The 18716-nt window shown below is 62.1% G+C and carries 20 protein-coding genes; 14 read left to right on the top strand and 6 right to left on the bottom strand.

Annotated elements, in window-relative coordinates:
• Window positions 1-5: 5 nt before the first annotated feature.
• Window positions 6-596 carry an LON peptidase substrate-binding domain-containing protein gene (locus LXM55_RS22230; protein WP_233322343.1) on the top strand — a complete coding sequence of 197 codons (591 nt, stop codon included), beginning with the start codon at window positions 6-8 and terminating at the stop codon, window positions 594-596.
• A gap of 56 nt (window positions 597-652) precedes the next feature.
• On the opposite strand, the gene LXM55_RS22235 is transcribed toward LXM55_RS22230, so the two are convergent.
• Entirely contained in the window at window positions 653-1969 is a 1317-nt protein-coding gene (locus LXM55_RS22235; RefSeq protein WP_233322344.1) for a bifunctional DedA family/phosphatase PAP2 family protein, read from the bottom strand.
• A gap of 48 nt (window positions 1970-2017) precedes the next feature.
• Window positions 2018-2704, bottom strand: a complete 687-nt coding sequence (locus LXM55_RS22240) for a DNA-3-methyladenine glycosylase (RefSeq protein WP_233322345.1) — start codon at window positions 2702-2704, stop codon at window positions 2018-2020.
• Between the two features lie 175 nt (window positions 2705-2879).
• On the opposite strand from LXM55_RS22240, the gene LXM55_RS22245 reads away from it, so the two are divergent.
• The 13 genes from LXM55_RS22245 (at window position 2880) to LXM55_RS22305 (ending at window position 15288) form a co-directional block, all read left to right on the top strand.
• On the top strand, window positions 2880-4145 hold the full coding sequence (locus LXM55_RS22245) for a glutamate-5-semialdehyde dehydrogenase (RefSeq protein ID WP_233322346.1): 1266 nt from the start codon (window positions 2880-2882) through the stop codon (window positions 4143-4145).
• Window positions 4145-4789: a nicotinate-nucleotide adenylyltransferase gene (nadD, locus tag LXM55_RS22250; RefSeq protein ID WP_233322347.1), complete on the top strand. Its 645-nt coding sequence runs from the start codon at window positions 4145-4147 to the stop codon at window positions 4787-4789. The genes LXM55_RS22245 and nadD overlap by 1 nt, the downstream gene beginning before the upstream one ends.
• Before the next feature lie 60 nt (window positions 4790-4849).
• The gene (gene rsfS / locus LXM55_RS22255; RefSeq protein ID WP_015637171.1) at window positions 4850-5272 is read left to right on the top strand and encodes a ribosome silencing factor; all 423 of its coding nucleotides are present in this window, start codon (window positions 4850-4852) and stop codon (window positions 5270-5272) included.
• Between the two features lie 9 nt (window positions 5273-5281).
• Complete coding sequence (gene rlmH, locus LXM55_RS22260; protein ID WP_011063671.1) at window positions 5282-5749, top strand: 23S rRNA (pseudouridine(1915)-N(3))-methyltransferase RlmH; 468 nt, start codon at window positions 5282-5284, stop codon at window positions 5747-5749.
• Between the two features lie 11 nt (window positions 5750-5760).
• Window positions 5761-7656, top strand: coding sequence for a penicillin-binding protein 2 (gene mrdA, locus LXM55_RS22265; protein ID WP_233322348.1), 1896 nt, complete (start codon window positions 5761-5763; stop codon window positions 7654-7656).
• Window positions 7657-7687: 31 nt separating this feature from the next.
• Window positions 7688-8791 (top strand): rod shape-determining protein RodA, encoded by a 1104-nt coding sequence (rodA, locus tag LXM55_RS22270; protein WP_047306242.1) that lies wholly within the window; start codon window positions 7688-7690, stop codon window positions 8789-8791.
• 5 nt (window positions 8792-8796) lie between these two features.
• Window positions 8797-9819 (top strand): lytic murein transglycosylase B, encoded by a 1023-nt coding sequence (gene mltB / locus LXM55_RS22275; protein ID WP_442799780.1) that lies wholly within the window; start codon window positions 8797-8799, stop codon window positions 9817-9819.
• Window positions 9819-10820 (top strand): septal ring lytic transglycosylase RlpA family protein, encoded by a 1002-nt coding sequence (locus LXM55_RS22280; RefSeq protein WP_233322350.1) that lies wholly within the window; start codon window positions 9819-9821, stop codon window positions 10818-10820. Before mltB ends, LXM55_RS22280 begins: the two co-directional genes overlap by 1 nt.
• Window positions 10821-11006: 186 nt before the next feature.
• The gene (locus tag LXM55_RS22285; RefSeq protein ID WP_233322351.1) at window positions 11007-12164 is read left to right on the top strand and encodes a D-alanyl-D-alanine carboxypeptidase family protein; all 1158 of its coding nucleotides are present in this window, start codon (window positions 11007-11009) and stop codon (window positions 12162-12164) included.
• Between the two features lie 80 nt (window positions 12165-12244).
• Window positions 12245-12520, top strand: coding sequence for a DUF493 domain-containing protein (locus LXM55_RS22290; RefSeq protein WP_011063665.1), 276 nt, complete (start codon window positions 12245-12247; stop codon window positions 12518-12520).
• The gene (gene lipB / locus LXM55_RS22295) at window positions 12520-13167 is read left to right on the top strand and encodes a lipoyl(octanoyl) transferase LipB (RefSeq protein ID WP_233322352.1); all 648 of its coding nucleotides are present in this window, start codon (window positions 12520-12522) and stop codon (window positions 13165-13167) included. Before LXM55_RS22290 ends, lipB begins: the two co-directional genes overlap by 1 nt.
• A 1-nt stretch (window position 13168) precedes the next feature.
• Window positions 13169-14191, top strand: a complete 1023-nt coding sequence (gene lipA, locus LXM55_RS22300) for a lipoyl synthase (protein ID WP_016964512.1) — start codon at window positions 13169-13171, stop codon at window positions 14189-14191.
• Between the two features lie 149 nt (window positions 14192-14340).
• The gene (locus LXM55_RS22305) at window positions 14341-15288 is read left to right on the top strand and encodes a S66 peptidase family protein (protein ID WP_233322353.1); all 948 of its coding nucleotides are present in this window, start codon (window positions 14341-14343) and stop codon (window positions 15286-15288) included.
• A 50-nt stretch (window positions 15289-15338) separates the two neighbouring features.
• Here LXM55_RS22305 and LXM55_RS22310 read toward each other — a convergent pair whose 3' ends face one another.
• The 4 genes from LXM55_RS22310 to LXM55_RS22325 all read right to left on the bottom strand — a co-directional run bounded on the left by LXM55_RS22310 (window position 15339) and on the right by LXM55_RS22325 (window position 18679).
• Window positions 15339-16661: a lytic murein transglycosylase gene (locus LXM55_RS22310; protein WP_233322354.1), complete on the bottom strand. Its 1323-nt coding sequence runs from the start codon at window positions 16659-16661 to the stop codon at window positions 15339-15341.
• A gap of 63 nt (window positions 16662-16724) precedes the next feature.
• A complete protein-coding gene (arfA, locus tag LXM55_RS22315) occupies window positions 16725-16886 on the bottom strand; it encodes an alternative ribosome rescue factor ArfA (protein ID WP_015637164.1) in 162 nt (53 codons plus the stop codon).
• A gap of 110 nt (window positions 16887-16996) precedes the next feature.
• Window positions 16997-18034 (bottom strand): DNA polymerase III subunit delta, encoded by a 1038-nt coding sequence (gene holA / locus LXM55_RS22320; RefSeq protein WP_233322355.1) that lies wholly within the window; start codon window positions 18032-18034, stop codon window positions 16997-16999.
• A gap of 39 nt (window positions 18035-18073) precedes the next feature.
• Complete coding sequence (locus LXM55_RS22325; RefSeq protein WP_233322356.1) at window positions 18074-18679, bottom strand: LPS-assembly lipoprotein LptE; 606 nt, start codon at window positions 18677-18679, stop codon at window positions 18074-18076.
• Between the last annotated feature and the right edge of the window lie 37 nt (window positions 18680-18716).

Raw genomic sequence — 18716 nt, forward strand, 5'->3', positions numbered from 1 at the left:
GATGTATGAACCTGGCGCTTTTTCCTCTGAATACCGTGCTGTTCCCCGATTGCATCCTCGATCTGCAGATTTTCGAGGCGCGTTACCTCGACATGATTGGCCGCTGCATGAAGCAGGGCAGCGGTTTTGGGGTGGTGTGCATTCTTGAAGGCGAGGAGGTCGGAGCGGCTGCCCAGGGGTATGCGCACATTGGCTGTGAGGCGTTGATCACCGACTTCCATCAGCAGGGCAACGGGTTGCTGGGGATCAGGGTCAAGGGCGGTCGACGTTTTCGCATTCTGCAAAGCGAAGTGCAGAAAGACCAACTGACGGTGGCCCAGGTGCAGTGGTTGGAAGAGGCTCCCGAGCAGCCGTTGCAGGATGACGATGCCGACCTGGTCGCGCTGCTCAAGGCCTTGGCCGAGCACCCGATGGTCGAGGCCCTGGACATGGGGGTGGAGGCTGTCGGGCAACTGTCCCTGGCCAATCAGTTGGCTTACCTGCTGCCTTTTTCCGAGCAGGACAAGATTGACCTTTTGCAACTGGATGACCCGCAGCAGCGCCTGGATGCCATTCAGCAACTGTTGGATGAGCTGCAGGGCGAGCTGTTTTCCTGATTGGCGGCCTGTGGTCGTGGCTACAGGCCGCACCTTCCTTTCTCAATAGGCGTATCTCAATAGGCGTAGCGCAGCAGGGCATGCGGCAGGTGCCGCATCGACATCAGGGCGCACATCAGCAGCATCACCGGTAGCACCAGCCACCAGGCCTTGGCGGGCAATGGCTGGAGCGGGGTTTGCCATTGGATCAGGGTCAGGCTGGCGGCGCAGACGCCGGCGGCGAGCATGGCCCCGGCCAGGATATCGGTGGGCCAGTGCACACCCAGGTAGACCCGTGACACGGCGATCGCGGCCGCCGGCAGGCAGCCCAGCAGCAGCCAGGTCAGGCGCATGCGTGGCGGTTGGCCACGGCCGGCCAGTACCGCCAGGGTCAGGAACAGCGCAAAGGACCCCGAAGAGTGCCCGCTGGGCATGCTGAAACTGGTGAGCGGCTCGGTCAGGACTTCGGGGCGTACCCGGGCGAAAAACCACTTGCTGGCGGTATTGGCCAGGGCGGTGCACATCAGGGTCGCGCCGGCGAATGCTGCATGACGCCATTGGCGCAGCGCCAGCAGCAACAGGACCAGCACCGCGCTGATGATGAACATGGCGCGGAACTCGCCGATCTGCGTGGCCATTACCATGATCCTGTCCAGGGCGGGCTCCCGGTGCTCCTGAATCAAGGCGATCAGCCCCTGGTCGAACTGCGCGAGGTGCGGGTAGCCGATAAACAGCCCGGCCAGGAGCAGCAGGCTCAGGCCGGACATCAGCAGCGTTGCCCGGCGATGGCGGCGCAAGCTGCTGTTGACGCTCAGGCCGATGAGCACCGCCAGGCTGCCGATGACGATGCCCGCCTGGGGCCAGAAGCCTTCGGGCAGCGGCAGGCGAATCGCCGCGCCCGTGGCCCAGCCCGGCAGTAGGTAAGCCACCGACCATCCCGCCGCTGCCAGCAGGCTGACCGCGAAGAAGCGCGCAAATGGCATGTCGAACATACCAGCCACCATCGGCAGCATCGGCCGCAGGGGGCCGATGAAGCGCCCCACCAGCAGGCTGGCGATGCCATAGCGCTGGAAGTAGGTTTCGGCGCCGCTGATCCATTCCGGGTGATGGCGCAGGCCTGGCAGGCGCCGGATGCCCTGATGGAAGTGGCGCCCCAGCAGGTAGGACACGACGTCCCCCAGCAGCCCGCCGAAAAGCCCCAATAGCAGGGTTTCCCCCAGTGACAGCGCTCCGTTCCCCGCCAGCACCGCAATCGCGAACAGCAATACCGTGCCCGGGACGATCAGGCCGGCGATCGCCAGACACTCCACGCAGGCCACGATGAACACGGCGGCGGCCAGCCATTGCGGGTTGCTGGTCAGCCAGGCGGTCACGCTGTCGAGCCATGGGCCCATAAATTCAACTCCGTTGTTGTTTTTTGAGGGGCTGCAGGCGCAGCGGTGTCACTCGACGATCAGGTAGTCGCGCCCTTCGACCTGGCCGCGACGCAGCGGGTTCCGCGTGCAGTAGGGGGCATAGCCGGCATCGACGAAGCGGTACATCAGGTGCTCGTCGCGTCCATGGGGAATGCCCAGGCGGGTGGTCTGGAGGATGTGCGGTACGTTGGCGCCGACATCTTCGACGAAGAGCATTTCGTGATCGAAGCGTTTCGCATCCCAGACCGGAACCTTGAGGCCCAGAGCCTTGCACAACAGGGTCTGGCCGGCGCAGAGCTTTTGCGAGGGGCGCGGCCGCCCGCGGGCATCCGGGTTGTTCAGCAGCATCTGCGCCAGGCTGGCAGGGCCGGAAATTTCATCGACCCAGGGGTAGGCGGATTTGATCAGCACCGCGTTGCCAGGGCCTTGGGCGCTGAAGTTCAACGAGTCGCCGCCGCGGGCGTAGTACATATAGATGTGGCCGCCATCCAGAAACAAAGCCTTACGCTTTTCTGTGTAGCCGAGCGAGGCGTGGCTGCCTTTTTCCTCGCAGTAATAGGCTTCGGTTTCGATAATGCGTGCGGATAGCCAGAGATCACCGACTTTATGACGGATGATTTTGCCCAACAATTCGCGGGCCAAAAGCTGGGCGTCACGGTCGAAAAAGCCGTCCGGCAGGGCTTTTGGCGGTTTCGCAGCGGTCAGGATGGACATGGTGGCGAAGGATTTGGCGGAAAAGGTGACGCAATGGTAACAACTCCAGGCTTAATTCAGGCTGAACGCTGGGTATTTGCAGTCCATTTCGACCATCCGCCTGTGACCGCTGTCCGTGGGCCGACGCGACAGCTATAATCAGCCGCTTTCCTCTTTGCCAAGACCACACCAGACCATGACTGAGTCCGTTCTTGACTACATGACCCGCCTGGGTCGCGCTGCCCGCCAAGCTTCCCGGGTGATCGCCCGTGCCACCACTGCGCAGAAGAACCGTGCGCTGCTGGCGGCTGCCGATGCGTTGGACGCGGCACGACCGGAACTGACCGCGGCCAACGAGCAGGACCTGGCCAACGGCCGGGCCAATGGTCTGGAACCGGCTCTGCTGGATCGCCTGGCGCTGACGCCTGCGCGTATTGACGAGATGATCGAAGGCCTGCGTCAGGTGGCCAAGCTGCCTGACCCCATCGGTGAGATCCGCGACATGCGCTACCTGCCTTCGGGCATCCAGGTGGGCAAGATGCGCGTACCCCTGGGGGTGATCGGCATCATCTACGAGTCGCGTCCGAACGTGACCATCGACGCGGCCAGCCTGTGCCTGAAGTCGGGCAACGCCACCATCCTGCGTGGCGGTTCCGAGGCCATCCATTCCAACCGTGCCATTGCTACCTGCATTCAGCAGGGCCTGGCGGCGGCCGATCTGCCGCCCCACGTGGTGCAGGTGGTGGAAACCACCGACCGCGCCGCGGTGGGCGCGCTGATCACCATGCCCGAGTTCGTCGACGTGATCGTGCCCCGTGGCGGCAAGAGCCTGATCGAGCGGGTCAGCCGTGACGCCAAGGTGCCGGTGATCAAGCATCTGGACGGCGTCTGCCACGTGTATATCGACGTGGCGGCGGACCTGGACAAGGCGATCCGTATTGCCGACAACGCCAAGACCCAGCGCTACGCGCCGTGCAACACCATGGAAACCCTGCTGGTTCATGCCGCCATTGCCGAGCGTGTATTGCCACCGCTGGCCGCGATCTATCGCGACAAGGGTGTCGAGCTGCGCGGCTGTGCGCAAACCCGCGCCATCCTTGGTGCCGATGTGCTGCAAGCGACCGAAGAGGACTGGCGCACCGAGTACACTGCGCCGATTCTCTCGATCCGGGTGCTGGACAACCTGGAGCAGGCCATCGAGCACATCAATACCTATGGCTCGCACCATACCGACTCGATCGTCACCGAAAACTTCAGTGACGCCCGACGCTTCCTTAATGAAGTGGACTCCAGTTCGGTCATGGTCAATGCCTCGACGCGCTTTGCCGACGGCTTCGAGTACGGCCTGGGCGCTGAGATCGGTATTTCCACCGACAAGCTGCACGCTCGCGGCCCGGTTGGCCTGGAAGGGCTGACCAGCGAGAAATACGTAGTCTTCGGCGACGGTCACGTGCGCACTTGATGGGCAAACGTATCGGTCTGCTGGGCGGCACCTTCGATCCAGTGCATATCGGCCACTTGCGTGGTGCGCTGGAGGTGGCGGAATCCATGCAACTCGATGAGCTGCGCCTGACACCCAGTGCCAGGCCGCCCCATCGGGATACACCGCAGGTGTCGGCACTCGACCGTCTGGCGATGGTCGAATCGGCGGTGGCGGGCGTCTCACCCCTGGTGGTGGACGACCGTGAGCTGAAGCGGGACAAGCCGTCCTACACCATCGATACCCTGGAACAGATGCGGGCCGAGTTGGCCGCGGATGACCAGTTGTTTCTGTTACTGGGCTGGGACGCGTTTTGCGGCCTGCCCACCTGGCATCGTTGGGAAGAGTTACTCCAGCATTGCCACATCCTGGTGCTGCAACGCCCGGATGCCGACAGCGAGCCGCCGGATGCCTTGCGCAACCTGCTGGCCGCGCGCTCGGTGAGCGACCCAATGGCCCTGCAAGGGCCGGGGGGACATATTGCATTCGTCTGGCAGACGCCGCTTGCGGTGTCCGCCACCCAGATCCGTCAACTGCTGGCCAGCGGTAAGTCGGTACGTTTCCTGGTGCCTGACGCGGTCCTGGCCTACATCGATGCACACGGGCTTTACCGTGCGCCGAACTGAAGGAACGCTGCCAGCCTGTGCTGAGCGGCGCTCCAAACATACGAGCTGAACGAGTTTTATATGACTAACCAAGTAATGAAAGGCGAAGATCTGGTCAAGGTGGCTGTCGCCGCGCTGGAAGACGTCAAGGCCCAGGACGTCCTGGTGATCGATGTTCGCGACAAGCAGAGCATCACTGACTACATGATCATCGCTACCGGTACTTCCAACCGCCAGATCGGCGCGATGCTGGAAAAGGTCCGTGAAATGGTCAAGGCCCAGGGCGTGCGTCCACTGGGTGAGGAAGGCAAGGGTGACAGCGACTGGGTGCTGCTGGACCTGGACGACGTGATCGTGCACATGATGACCGCCTCGGCCCGCCAGTTCTATGACCTGGAGCGTCTGTGGCAGGGCGCCGAGCAGAGCCGCGCGGCCGATGGCAAGCACCACAGCCCGGAACACGGCCACGAGCACTTCACCAAGCTCAACAAAGACCAGCAATAAGGGACGGCTGTGCGCCTGCGTCTGATCGCTGTCGGTTCACGCATGCCCAAGTGGGTGGAAGAGGGTTGGCACGAATACGCCAAGCGTCTGCCATCCGAACTGGCGCTGGAACTGGTGGAAATTCCGCTCAATACCCGGGGCAAGAACGCCGACGTGGCTCGCTTCATCCGTCAGGAAGGCGAGGCCATGCTGGCCAAGGTCGGGCATAACGAGCGCATCGTCACCCTTGAGGTGCATGGCAAACCCTGGAGCACCGAGCAGCTGGCGGTGGAACTGGATCGCTGGCGCCTCGATTCGCGCACCGTGAATTTCATGGTCGGCGGCCCGGAAGGGCTGGCGCCGGAGGTGTGCGCGCGGGCCGATCAGCGCTGGTCGCTGTCGCCGCTGACCTTGCCGCACCCGCTGGTGCGGATTCTCATCGGTGAACAGCTGTATCGCGCCTGGACCGTGCTGTCCGGGCACCCTTACCACAAGTAGCCCGCCCCCCAATGTCCCAGCCGATCCGCATCAAGGACCACGAAAAAGACGCCCGTCTGGTGCGTGGCCGGGTCGTGTTCGGCGCCATCATGGTGGTTTGCCTGATCGGCGTGTTGATCGCTCGGCTGTATTACCTGCAGGTGATCCAGTACGACTATCACTCGACCCTGTCGGAGAACAACCGGGTTCATGTGCAGCCTATTCCCCCGACTCGCGGGTTGATTTTCGACCGTAATGGCGTGGTGGTGGCTGATAACCGACCCAGCTTCAGCCTGAGCATGACCCGCGAGCGTTCCGGTGACTGGCAGCAGGTCCTCGACGTGATCGTCGAGGTGCTGGAGCTGACGCCGGAAGACCGGGTGCTGTTCGAAAAGCGCATGAAGCAGGGGCGGCGGCCCTTCGAGCCGGTGCCGATCCTGTTCGAGCTGACCGAAGAGCAGATCGCCCGGATCGCGGTGAACCAGTTCCGTCTGCCCGGGGTGGAAGTGGTGGCGCAGTTGGTCCGGCATTACCCTCAGGGCGCGCACTTTGCGCATTCCGTGGGCTACATGGGGCGGATCAACGAGAAAGAACTGAAGTCCCTGGACCCGGTCAACTACAGCGGCACCCACCATATCGGCAAGACCGGCATCGAGCGCTTCTACGAGCCGGAACTGCATGGCCAGGTGGGTTACGAAGAGGTCGAGACCAACGCCCGTGGCCGGGTATTGCGGGTGCTCAAGCGTACTGACCCGATTCCCGGCAAGGACATTGTCCTGAGCCTGGACATCAAGTTGCAGGAGGCAGCAGAGCTGGCCCTGGGCGGGCGCCGTGGTGCGGTGGTAGCGCTGGATCCGAATACCGGTGAAGTGCTGGCAATGGTCAGCCAGCCGAGCTTCGATCCCAACCTGTTCGTCACGGGCATCAGTTTCAAGGCCTATGCCGAGTTACGTGATTCGATCGACCGGCCACTGTTCAACCGGGTGCTGCGCGGCCTGTATCCGCCCGGCTCGACGATCAAGCCGGCGGTGGCCATTGCCGGGCTGGATGCCGGAGTGGTCACGGCTTCGACCCGGGTGTACGACCCGGGCTACTACCAACTGCCCAACTACGATCACAAATACCGCAACTGGAACCGCACCGGTGACGGTTATGTCGACCTGGACACCGCGATCATGCGGTCCAACGACACCTATTTCTATGACCTGGCCCACAAGCTGGGGATCGATCGTCTTTCCGCCTACATGAGCAAGTTCGGGATCGGCCAGAAGGTCTCCCTGGACATGTTCGAGGAGTCGCCGGGGTTGATGCCGACACGCGAATGGAAGCGTGCGACTCGGCGCCAGGCCTGGTTCCCTGGAGAGACTCTGATTCTCGGGATCGGCCAGGGCTACATGCAGTCGACACCGCTGCAACTGGCCCAGGCCACGGCCCTGGTCGCCAGCAAGGGCCGATGGAACCGGCCGCACCTGGCCAAGACCATCGAAGGCGAGAAACCGGTGGATCACAACCCGATGCCGGACATCGTCCTGCGTGATCCCTCGGATTGGCTGAAGGTCAATCACGGCATGCAGCAGGTGATGCACGGTGCGCGCGGTACTGCGCGCAAGGCCGCGGTCGGTTCGCCGTATCGGATTGCCGGCAAGAGTGGTACGGCCCAGGTGGTAGCGATCAAGCAGGGCGAGAAGTACGACCGCTCCAAGGTCCAGGAACGGCACCGCGACCACGCCTTGTTCGTCGGTTTCGCCCCGGCGGAAAACCCGAAGATCGTGGTGTCGGTCATGGTCGAGAACGGTGAGTCGGGTTCCGGCGTCGCGGCTCCAGTGGTGCGTCAGGTGATGGATGCCTGGCTTCTCGGCCAGGACGGCCAGCTCAAGCCTGAGTTCGCCAGCCCTATCAGCGCGGAGGCTACGGCCCGTGAAGAGTAATTTTGATCGCATCCTCTCCAGTGAGGATGTGATGCGTCGTCGCGCGACATTGTTGCAGCGCCTGCATATCGATGGTCCGTTGCTGGTGTTGTTGCTGACCCTGGCCGCCGGCAGCCTGTTCGTGCTGTATTCCGCCAGCGGCAAGAGCTGGGATCTGCTGGCCAAGCAGGCCACTTCGTTCGGTATCGGCCTGGTCTCGATGATCGTCATCGCCCAGTTCGAGCCGCGGTTCATGGCCCGTTGGGTGCCCCTGGCTTATGTGTTTGGCGTGGTGCTGCTGGTGGTGGTGGACGTCATGGGCCACAACGCCATGGGCGCGACCCGCTGGATCAACATCCCCGGGGTGATCCGTTTCCAGCCGTCGGAGTTCATGAAGATCATCATGCCGGCGACCATTGCCTGGTACTTGTCCAAGCGCACCCTGCCGCCTCATCTCAAGCATGTAGGGATCAGCCTGATCCTGATCGGTATCCCGTTCATCCTGATCGTGCGTCAGCCGGACCTGGGCACGGCATTGCTGATCCTGGCCGGTGGCACCTTCGTGCTGTTCATGGGCGGCCTGCGCTGGCGCTGGATCCTCAGTGTGCTGGCGGCGGCGGTACCGGTGGCGATCGCCATGTGGTTCTTCATCATGCATGACTACCAGAAGCAGCGGATCCTGACGTTCCTTGACCCGGAGAGCGACCCGCTGGGGACCGGCTGGAACATTATCCAGTCCAAGGCGGCCATCGGTTCCGGCGGAGTCTTCGGCAAGGGCTGGCTGCTGGGGACCCAGTCGCACCTGGACTTTTTGCCGGAAAGCCATACCGACTTCATTATCGCGGTCATGGGCGAGGAGTTCGGCCTAGTGGGCATTTGTGCGCTGCTGCTGATCTACCTGCTGCTGATCGGGCGCGGGTTGGTGATCACCGCTCAGGCCCAGACGCTATTCGGCAAGTTGCTCGCGGGCAGCCTGACCATGACGTTTTTTGTTTACGTTTTCGTCAACATCGGTATGGTCAGTGGCTTGTTGCCGGTGGTGGGGGTGCCGTTGCCGTTCATTAGCTACGGAGGAACTTCGCTGGTGACGCTACTGTCAGCGTTTGGGGTTTTGATGTCGATCCATACCCATCGCAAGTGGATCGCGCAGGTTTGATTAAGGTGAAGAATTCAATGCAAGTAATGCGTGGCTGGGCCGCTCGGCAAGCGCCGTGGGTCGGTCTGGTAAGCATCCTTGGTGCAGCGCAGCCCGCGTTCGCCGGTGATTACGAAGGTTCGCCGCAAGTGGCCGAATTCGTTGGCGAAATGACTCGGGACTACGGTTTTGCCGGAGAGCAGCTGATGGCTGTGTTCCGCGAGGCCGAGCGCAAGCAGTCGATTCTTGACGCTATTTCGCGGCCTGCCGAACGGGTCAAGCAGTGGAAGGAATACCGGCCGATGTTCATCACCGACGCGCGCATTGCCCGCGGTGTGGATTTCTGGCGTCAGCATGAGGCGGTGCTGGCCCGCGCCGAGCAGGAATATGGCGTGCCGGCCCAGGTGATTGTCTCGATTATCGGCGTTGAAACCTTTTTCGGTCGCAATACCGGGAATTACCGGGTGATCGATGCATTGTCCACTCTGGGGTTCGACTATCCGCCCCGGGCCGAGTTCTTCCGCAAGGAGTTGCGCGAGTTCCTGTTGCTGGCTCGCGAGGAGCAGGTCGACCCGCTGACCCTCAAGGGCTCCTATGCCGGGGCCATGGGCCTGCCACAGTTCATGCCCAGCAGCTTCCGGGCGTATGCGGTGGACTTCGATGGTGACGGGCACATCAATATCTGGACCAACCCGGACGATGCCATCGGCAGTGTGGCCAGCTACTTCAAGCGCCATGGCTGGGTGGCCGGCGAGCCGGTGGTCAGCCGCGCCGATGTGCGTGGCGATCAGGTGGACGAAGGCTTGACCACCGGGATCGAACCGACGAAAACCGTCGGGGAGTTGCGGGCCCTGGGCTGGTCGAGTCATGATGCGCTGCGCGATGATATGCCGGTCACCGCTTTCCGCCTGGAAGGCGACAATGGCCCGGAATACTGGATGGGCCTGAAGAATTTTTACGCAATCACTCGCTATAATCGCAGCGTGATGTACGCCATGGCCGTACATCAGTTGTCTGAACAGCTGGTCCAAGCACGGGGCGTCAAGTAATGCTGGCAATGCCAATCCGCAAACCCCTGAAGCTGGTGGCTTTTGCCGCATTGTCCTTGCTGGTGGTCAGTTGCTCGACGAGTCGTTCGCCGCAGCAGAAATCTTCCAATGCCGTGCGTTCCATGCCGGGTCTGGACGTCAACCGGGCCCACAAGGATGGCGCTCCCTGGTGGGACGTCGACGTTTCGCGTATCCCCGATGCGACCCCGACCCTGCATACCGGCCCGTACAAGGCCAACCCGTACACGGTATTGGGCAAGACCTATTTCCCTATCCAGGAATCGAAGAACTACGTGGCTTCCGGCACGGCGTCCTGGTACGGCACCAAGTTCCATGGCCAGAACACCGCCAATGGCGAGGTCTATGACCTGTACGGCATGAGCGCCGCGCACAAGACCCTGCCGCTGCCAAGCTATGTGCGGGTAACCAACCTGGACAACAATCGCAGCGTGATCCTGCGGGTCAATGATCGCGGTCCATTCTATTCCGACCGGATCATCGACCTTTCCTACGCCGCGGCGAAGAAGCTCGGTTATGCCGAGACCGGCACCGCCCGAGTCAAGGTCGAGGGCATCGATCCGCAGCAATGGTGGGCCCAGCGTGGCCGTCCGGCGCCTCTGATGCTCAATGAGCCGCAAGTGGCGCAGAATAGCGCGCCGGTGGTCACGGCCTCGGCCGGCACTGTCGAACAATGGACGCCACCGCCCCAGCAGCACGCTGCTGCCGTGGTTCCGGTTCAAGTAAAAAACACCGCAGCAGCAGCCTCTGGCCAGTATCTGCAGGTAGGCGCCTTCGCCAACCCGGACGCCGCCGAGCTGTTGCGGTCGAAACTGAGCGGCATGGTGAGCGCTCCGGTGTTCATCAGCTCGATCGTGCGCAATCAGCAGACGCTGCACCGGGTCCGCCTGGGGCCATTCGGTACGCCGGGCGAGGCCCAGCAAGCGCAGAACAGCGTGCGCTTGGCTAACCTTGGTCAGGCCAGCGTGGTCACTGCCGAGTAAGAACATTGAAGATTGAAGGTCCGCTTGCGGTATTGGGGGGCGGATCCTGGTTGTTGGCTCGTCGAACAACAAAAGCCCGGCAAGGGTCAGTGAGTGAACAACTGCACACGCGACAGCCCTTTAGAAGGCTGTCTGAAATAGTTTTGCCCGCAAGGGCAAGTTTCCATTAGCAACTTCGAGAGACGGATGAACATCACCACCTTTGCCAAACGCCTGTGCCTGCTTGTCCCGCTGATCATCACGCCCGTCGCCTGGGCGGTCGAAGCGATGCCGTCGCCACCGCAACTGGCCGCCAAATCCTATGTGCTCATGGACGCCAGCAGCGGTAACGTGCTGGTGGAGAACAATGGTGACCAGCGTCTGCCACCTGCCAGCCTGACCAAGCTGATGACGGCCTATATCGCGACCCTGGAAATCCGTCGTGGCCAGATCGGCGAGAACGATCCGGTAACCGTCAGCGAGAACGCCTGGCGTACCGGTGGTTCGCGGATGTTCATCAAGGTGGGTTCGCAAGTTACCGTCAGTGACCTGCTGCACGGGATCATCATCCAGTCGGGTAACGACGCCAGTGTTGCGGTTTCCGAGCACATCGCCGGCAGCGAAGACGCCTTTGCCGACATGATGAACAAGACGGCTACCGACCTGGGCATGAGCAACAGCCACTTCATGAACCCCACCGGTCTGCCGAACCCAGAGCACTACTCGTCGGCCCACGACATGGCGGTACTGGCTCGCGCGATCATTCACGAAGACCCGGCTCACTACGCGATCTACTCGCAGAAAGAGTTCTTCTGGAACGGTATCAAGCAACCCAACCGCAACCTGCTGCTGTGGCGCGACAAGACGGTTGATGGCCTGAAGACCGGCCACACCGACGAAGCCGGCTACTGCATGGTGTCCTCGGCAGTACGTGATGGCATGCGTCTGATTGCCGTGGTATTCGGCACCAACAGCGAGCAGGCTCGCGCTGCCGAAACCCAGAAACTGCTGACCTACGGTTTCCGTTTCTTCGAAACCCAGACGTTCTACCAGAAGGGCACCGAGCTGGCTCAGGCCCAGGTCTGGAAGGGCACCACTCATCAGGTCAAGGCCGGTCTGGCGGAAGATCTGACCATGACCATGCCTAAAGGCCAGTTGAAAAAACTCGCTGCCAGCATGACCATGAACCCGCACCTGGTCGCGCCGATCGCCAAGGGTGACGTGATTGGTAAAGTCGAAGTGAAACTGGACGACAAAGTGGTGCACAGCGCCGACCTGATCGCCCTCGAAGCGGTCGACGAAGGTGGTATCTTCCGCCGCATGTGGGATAGCATCCGTCTATTCTTCTACGGCTTGTTCAACTGATATTGACGACCTGCATGGCCCTCGTTCCCCAGTGGAGCGGGGGCCATGTCCGTCGTCCGGCTTACGAGGCCGTTACTGCCATGACAGACACTGACGTTAAGTCGCACAAGATTGAGTTTCCCGTCGATGACTACCCGATCAAGGTGATCGGTGACACGGTTGTCGGCTTCAAGGACACCGTGATCGAGATCCTTGCCAAGTACGCCAAGCTGGACATCAAGTCCCTGGCCGAGCGTCAAAGCAGCAATGGCAAGTACACCACCGTACAACTGCACATCACCGCCACCGGTGAAGACCAACTGCGTGATATCAATAGTGCCCTGCGTGCTACCGGTGTCGTCCACATGGTGCTGTGATGCCACAGACGCTGGGCTTTCGTGAGCTTGGCCTGATGGCTTACGAGCCGGTCTGGCAGGCCATGCAGCGCTTTACCAATGAACGCGGCACCAGCGCACCGGACGAAGTCTGGCTGGTGCAGCATCCTCCGGTGTTTACCCAGGGCCAGGCGGGCAAGGCCGAACATCTGTTGCTGCCGGGCGATATTCCGGTGGTGCAGGCGGATCGCGGCGGGCAGGTGACTTATCACGGTCCGGGCCAGTTGGTCGCCTACTTGCTGCTGGATGTGCGCAGGCTGGGATTCGGCGTGCGTGACCTGGTCAGTCGCATGGAGCAATGCCTGGTGGAGTTGCTCGCCAGTTACGGTGTGCCGGCGGCGGCCAAGCCCGATGCACCGGGTGTCTACGTCGAAGGGGCGAAAATCGCTTCCCTGGGCCTGCGTATCCGTCACGGATGCTCCTTTCACGGCCTGGCCTTGAACGTGGACATGGATTTGCAGCCGTTTCGACGGATTAACCCCTGTGGTTACGCCGGGTTGGCAATGACCCAACTGAGCGACCATGCAGGGCCGATTGAATTTGCCGAGGTTAGTGCCCGGCTGCGTGCGCAGCTCGTCAAACACCTCGACTATGCTGAGCAGACGACCCTAACGGGCGGAATCGACTGATATGACTACTGCGCAAGACGCTGTTGAAACCCTGATCCCGACGCTGGATGTTTCCGAGCGGGCGGCCCGTCCGAAAGTTGAAACCGGCGTCAAATTGCGCGGTGCGGAAAAGGTCGCGCGCATTCCGGTGAAGATCATTCCGACCACCGAGCTGCCGAAGAAGCCGGACTGGATTCGTGTACGCATTCCAGTCTCGCCGGAAGTCGACCGGATCAAGCAGCTGCTGCGCAAGCACAAGCTGCATAGCGTTTGCGAAGAGGCGTCCTGCCCGAACCTGGGCGAGTGCTTCTCCGGTGGTACCGCGACCTTCATGATCATGGGGGACATCTGCACCCGTCGCTGCCCGTTCTGTGACGTTGGCCATGGCCGTCCGAAGCCTCTGGATGTCGATGAGCCGATGAACCTGGCGGTGGCCATCGCCGACCTGCGCCTGAAGTACGTGGTGATCACCTCGGTAGACCGCGATGACCTGCGTGACGGTGGCGCCCAGCACTTTGCCGACTGCATCCGTGAAATCCGCAAGTTGTCGCCGAACGTGCAGTTGGAAACCCTGGTTCCCGACTACCGCGGCCGTATGGACGTTGCCCTGGAAATCACCGCTGCCACGCCGCCGGATGTGTTCAACCACAACCTGGAAACCGTGCCGCGCCTGTACAAGGCGGCGCGCCCTGGCTCGGACTACCAGTGGTCGTTGACCCTGCTGCAGAAGTTCAAGCAACTGGTGCCGCATGTACCGACCAAGTCCGGCCTGATGTTGGGCTTGGGCGAGACCGATGATGAAGTCATCGAGGTGATGAAGCGCATGCGCGAGCATGACATCGACATGCTCACCCTCGGCCAGTATCTGCAGCCTTCGCGCAACCACTTGCCGGTCCAGCGCTTCGTGCACCCGGACACCTTCGCCTGGTTTGCCGAGGAAGGCTACAAGATGGGCTTCAAGAACGTTGCTTCCGGCCCGCTGGTGCGTTCTTCGTACCATGCCGACGAGCAAGCGAAACTGGCCAAAGAAGGCCTGGTTTCCTGATGTGCCCGCCCGCAAGGTGCAAGCCTTGCGGGCATTTCCCCGGCTCGTTCGAGCCCCTTGGCAGCGCCCGCCATTTTTAAGCCCGCCTCTTCTGTTTGAGTGCATTCATGGCTACTGTGCTTGAGTGAATTCACACAGGGAGAATCCGCATGCCTATCCAACCGACTGCTGCCCTAAATGCCCACCTGCCGGTGCCGGCGCTGGCCGCAGAAGGCGTCATCGGCCTTATTGCACCTGCCGGTCCCGCAGCGCTGGATACTGAAAAAGCCCACCAATGGATGCGTTCCCGCGGCTACACGCTGCGAATCTTCCCGGGTGTCGGGCTGCAGGAGGGGTATCTGGCGGGCAGCGACGAAGCGCGCCTTAAAGACTTGCATGCTGCCTTTGCCGACAGCGAGATCGACGCCATCCTGTGTCTGCGTGGAGGCTATGGCAGCCCGCGCTTGCTGGACAAGATCGACTTCGATCTGTTGCGGCGCAACCCCAAGCCCTTTGTCGGCTACAGCGATATCACCGCTTTGCATCTGGCGATCAACCGCTATGCGGGCTTTGTGAGTTTTCACGGGCCGATGCTCAACGCCGACCTGCTGGGAGACAAGCAAGCGCCGACCGAAGCATCCTTTTTCAGCCTGCTTCGGGGTCAGGCCCGAGCCGGTAGCCTGCTGGCGCACCCAGTGGCTTTCCCCTTGACCACCATTGAGCCGGGTATTGCGCTGGGATCTTTGTTGGGGGGGAACCTGTCGATGATCGCCAGTACCCTTGGCACGCCTTACGAGATCAATACCGACGGCATCATCCTGTTTATCGAGGACGTCAACGAGCCGCTGTATCGCATAGATCGTCTGCTCAATCACCTGCGCCTGGCCGGCAAGTTGGCCAAGCTGCGTGGGGTGTTGGTGGGGGATGTGGCCGGTGTCGATTTTGATGCGCTGTGCGGCCTGCTGAAGCAGACCTTCGAGCCGTTGAGGATTCCGGTGCTGGCGGGATGGCGCAGCGGGCACTGCGACCCCAACCTGACCCTGCCCATGGGGGCGCTGGTCAGGCTGGACGCCGGGGCCAGGGAATTAACCCTGGCTCAGGACGTGGTCTTCAAGTAGCCAGGGCGTCGGCGAGGGAAGTCGGTAATTCCCTGCGCCGGGCGCGTTGCCTAGCGATTGCGCAGGCTTTCCAGCAGCTTGTGGGTCGGGTAGCCGTCTGCGGGCCAGCCCAGCGCTTGTTGGGCACTGCGGATGGCCTTGCGGGTATTGGCGCCGATGATGCCATCAGGATTGCCGGCGTCGTAATTGTTGGTGCTGAGCAGGGTCTGCAGTTCAATGCGTTCGGAGCGGCTCAGCGGCAGGTCGTCCTTGGGCCAGTTGCCGTTGATCTGCCCGGCTCCGCCGAAGCGTTCGGAGAGCAGGTTCACGGCCAGGGCGTAGGACGAAGAGTTGTTGTATTTGAGCACGGCGCGGAAGTTGTCCAGGATCAGGAATGCCGGGCCGCGATAACCCGCAGGCAGGAGCAGTGAGGCGGACAGTTGTTCCGAACCGTAAGGCAGCGCCTTGCCATTGGCCGGTGTCATGCCCAGGCGCATCCACTCCGCCACGCTTTTGCGGGTGGAGGCGTCGGCCAGGGCATAGTCGAAGCCACTGTTGAGCTGGACCTCAAGGCCCCAAGGCTGGCCCTGCTGCCAGCCTGAACTCTGCAGATAGTGCGCGGTAGAGGCCAGCGCATCGGCGGGGCTGTTCCAGATGTCGCGGCGGCCGTCGCCGTCGAAGTCCACGGCGTGCGTGTTGTAGGTGGTGGGAATGAACTGGGTCTGACCCATGGCGCCGGCCCAGGAGCCCAGCATCTTCTCGGGCTGGATATCACCGTGCTGGATGATCTGCAACGCGGCGATCAATTGGCTATTGGCAAACGCCGGGCGCCGTCCTTCATAGGCCAGGGTGGCCAATGAGCGAATCACCGATTTGTTGCCCTGGAAGTCACCGAAATTGCTCTCCATGCCCCATACCGCCACCAGCGCCTGACGGTCCACGCCGTAGCGCTGTTCGATCCGTTGCAGAATGTCGCTGTATTGCTGAAGCAGCGCCTGGCCCTTGCGTACCCGTACCGGCGACAGTGCGCCATCCAGGTATTCCCAGACGGGGCGGGTGAATTCCGGTTGGCTGCGGTCGGCCTTGATCACGCTCATGTCCGGCGTCACGCCGGCGAAGGCACGGTCGAAGACATCGGCACGGATGCCGGCGGCCAGGGCTTCGGCGCGGAAGGCACTCAACCATTGCTCAAAAGTCTGAGTGGGCTGGATGTCCAGATTGTCGGCGTTCAGTGGCGCGACGGTGGTTGGTGTTGCAAGAGGGGCTGCCTGAAGGCTGGGCAGTGGCTGGGCGTCGGCGGCGGTGGGTTTTTCCGCGCAGGCAACTAGCAGAATAAGGCTGGAGGCAGCGATCAGTTGGCGCATGTGCCAACGACGGGAAAGACAAAAGGGCATGCACGGGTCCAGAGAGAAAAACAATCAGGTGCAGACCTTATCATGCCAACGGGGTTCTGGGCTTCAGGCGGCCAGAAAGTAAGAAGCCTCCCAGCTTTTAGACTGGAAGGCTTCGCGGCGGTAGCTGCCTTTGCCCTTGGCCGGGCGTTCCTGGCGGCTACGGAACAGTGGCTGGGCGACGATGGATTTGGCCTTGTTGGGGCCATGCTTGGATGGCTTGCTCATGCGCAGTACTCATATTGAGAGGAGGGGGCTGCGGCGCAAATCATCGGCCAGAGTGGGGCCGCTGTCCAGCACTGCGCAAACAGAAAATTGTAAATGAAGGGGCTGCAGGCTTATTCGGGGGGAAGTGCCAGGCGCTGGCCGGCCATCAACAGCGATAGGCGGCTCAGGCTGCTCCAGGGTGATCCGCTGGCCTGTCCCTTGATCTGCGCGTCAATGCGCTGAGCGTCCAGCAGCAGTTGGCCCCAGCGTTGTGCGGAGTAGCGCTGCAGGGCTTTGCTCATCAGGGGTTTGCGTTTGTCCCAGACCGGCGGGCGGGCCTGGCTGAAGACCTTGTCCAGCGGCACGCCCTGGCTGAACTGCAAGGCCAGGTTGGCCAGCAGGCGCAGCTCCCGGGACAGCGCCCAGAGAATGACTGGAGGCTCGACGCCTTCACCGCGCAGGCCTTCCAGCATGCGCAGGGCATGGGCGGCCTCACCATTGAGAATCGCATCCACCAGGCCGAACACGTCGAAACGAGCGCTATCAGCCACCGCTGCCTGGACTGTTTCGACGGTGATCTGCCCGCCTTCGGCCATCAACTTGAGTTTTTCGATTTCCTGGGCGGCGGCTAGCAGATTGCCCTCTACCCGAGCCGCGATCAGCTCGACCGCGTCCTGGCTGGCGGACAGCCCTGCCTGGGACAGACGCTGGCGAATCCACTGCGGCAGCTGGTTGGCATCCACCGGCCAGATCTGCACGAACTGGGTCTGGGCGCCTTCGACGAGGGCCTTGCCCCATTTGGTTTTCTGCGCGCTGCCATCAAGCTTGGGCAGGCTGATCAACAGCACCGTGTCCTCGGCCGGACGTGCGCAGTACTCGATCAGCGCTGCCGCGCCCTTGTCACCGGGCTTGCCCGAGGGCAGGCGCAGTTCCAGCAGGCGCTTTTCGGCAAACAGCGACATGCTGGCGCCCGCTTGCAGCAGGGTGCCCCAGTCGAAATTGGCATCGGCACTGAATACCTGGCGTTCGTCGAACCCCTGCTGGCGTATGGCAGAGCGGATAGCGTCGGCGGCTTCCTGGCAAAGCAGCGGATCATCGCCGCTGATCACGTAGACCGGCGCGAGGGAGCCTTGCAGGTGTTTACCGAGTTGGGCGGGTGCGAGTTTCATAGGCGGGTGCCAAGGGGGCGCCGGAGCGCCCCGCACGGCTTACTGGTTCGGCAGTTCCATAGGGGACTGGCGCGGGGTTTCCGCCTCAGCCTTGCGTGCCGCTTCCAGGGCGTCGGCTTCTGCCTTGGCCTTGGCTTCGGCGGTAGCCTGCAGCTGGGCCAGCTGTTCCGGGGTCAGCAGTTGCAGACGGATCAGCATGCGCTGGATCAGATCGCGGCTCATTTCCTTGCGGGTCTCGGAAGACTCCTGGCTGGAACCGGTGATGTTGTTGCCGTCATGCAGGATGACTTTCTGCACTTCCAGCTTGTCGTCCAGCAGGTGCAGGTTGTCGTGCGTCAGGATCTCGTACTTGAGAACAGTGCTGATCTCGTACTCGGCCGAGCTGCCGCCGCCGGTGTAGCTGAGGGTGCGCTGGGAGTTGTCCTCACTCAGCAGCACCAACTTGTAAGGCGCGCCGGCATGGACCCGCACACCGCTGTTTTCCAGCTGCTGCTTGAGCATCTTGATTGTTATGCCGTAGGCATCTCGGGCGCTCAGGTCGAGTTCCTTGATGGTCAGCTCCTGGGTTCCCGTGCCGCGCAACTGGAAGCCACAGGCACTCAGCAGCACGGCCAGGCCCATCACCAGCAGATTACGTTTGATCATGTATTGCTCCCCTTGAAACCAAATGGGCCAACCTTGT

Source organism: Pseudomonas sp. Au-Pse12, assembly GCF_021341665.1.
Taxonomy (GTDB): domain Bacteria; phylum Pseudomonadota; class Gammaproteobacteria; order Pseudomonadales; family Pseudomonadaceae; genus Aquipseudomonas.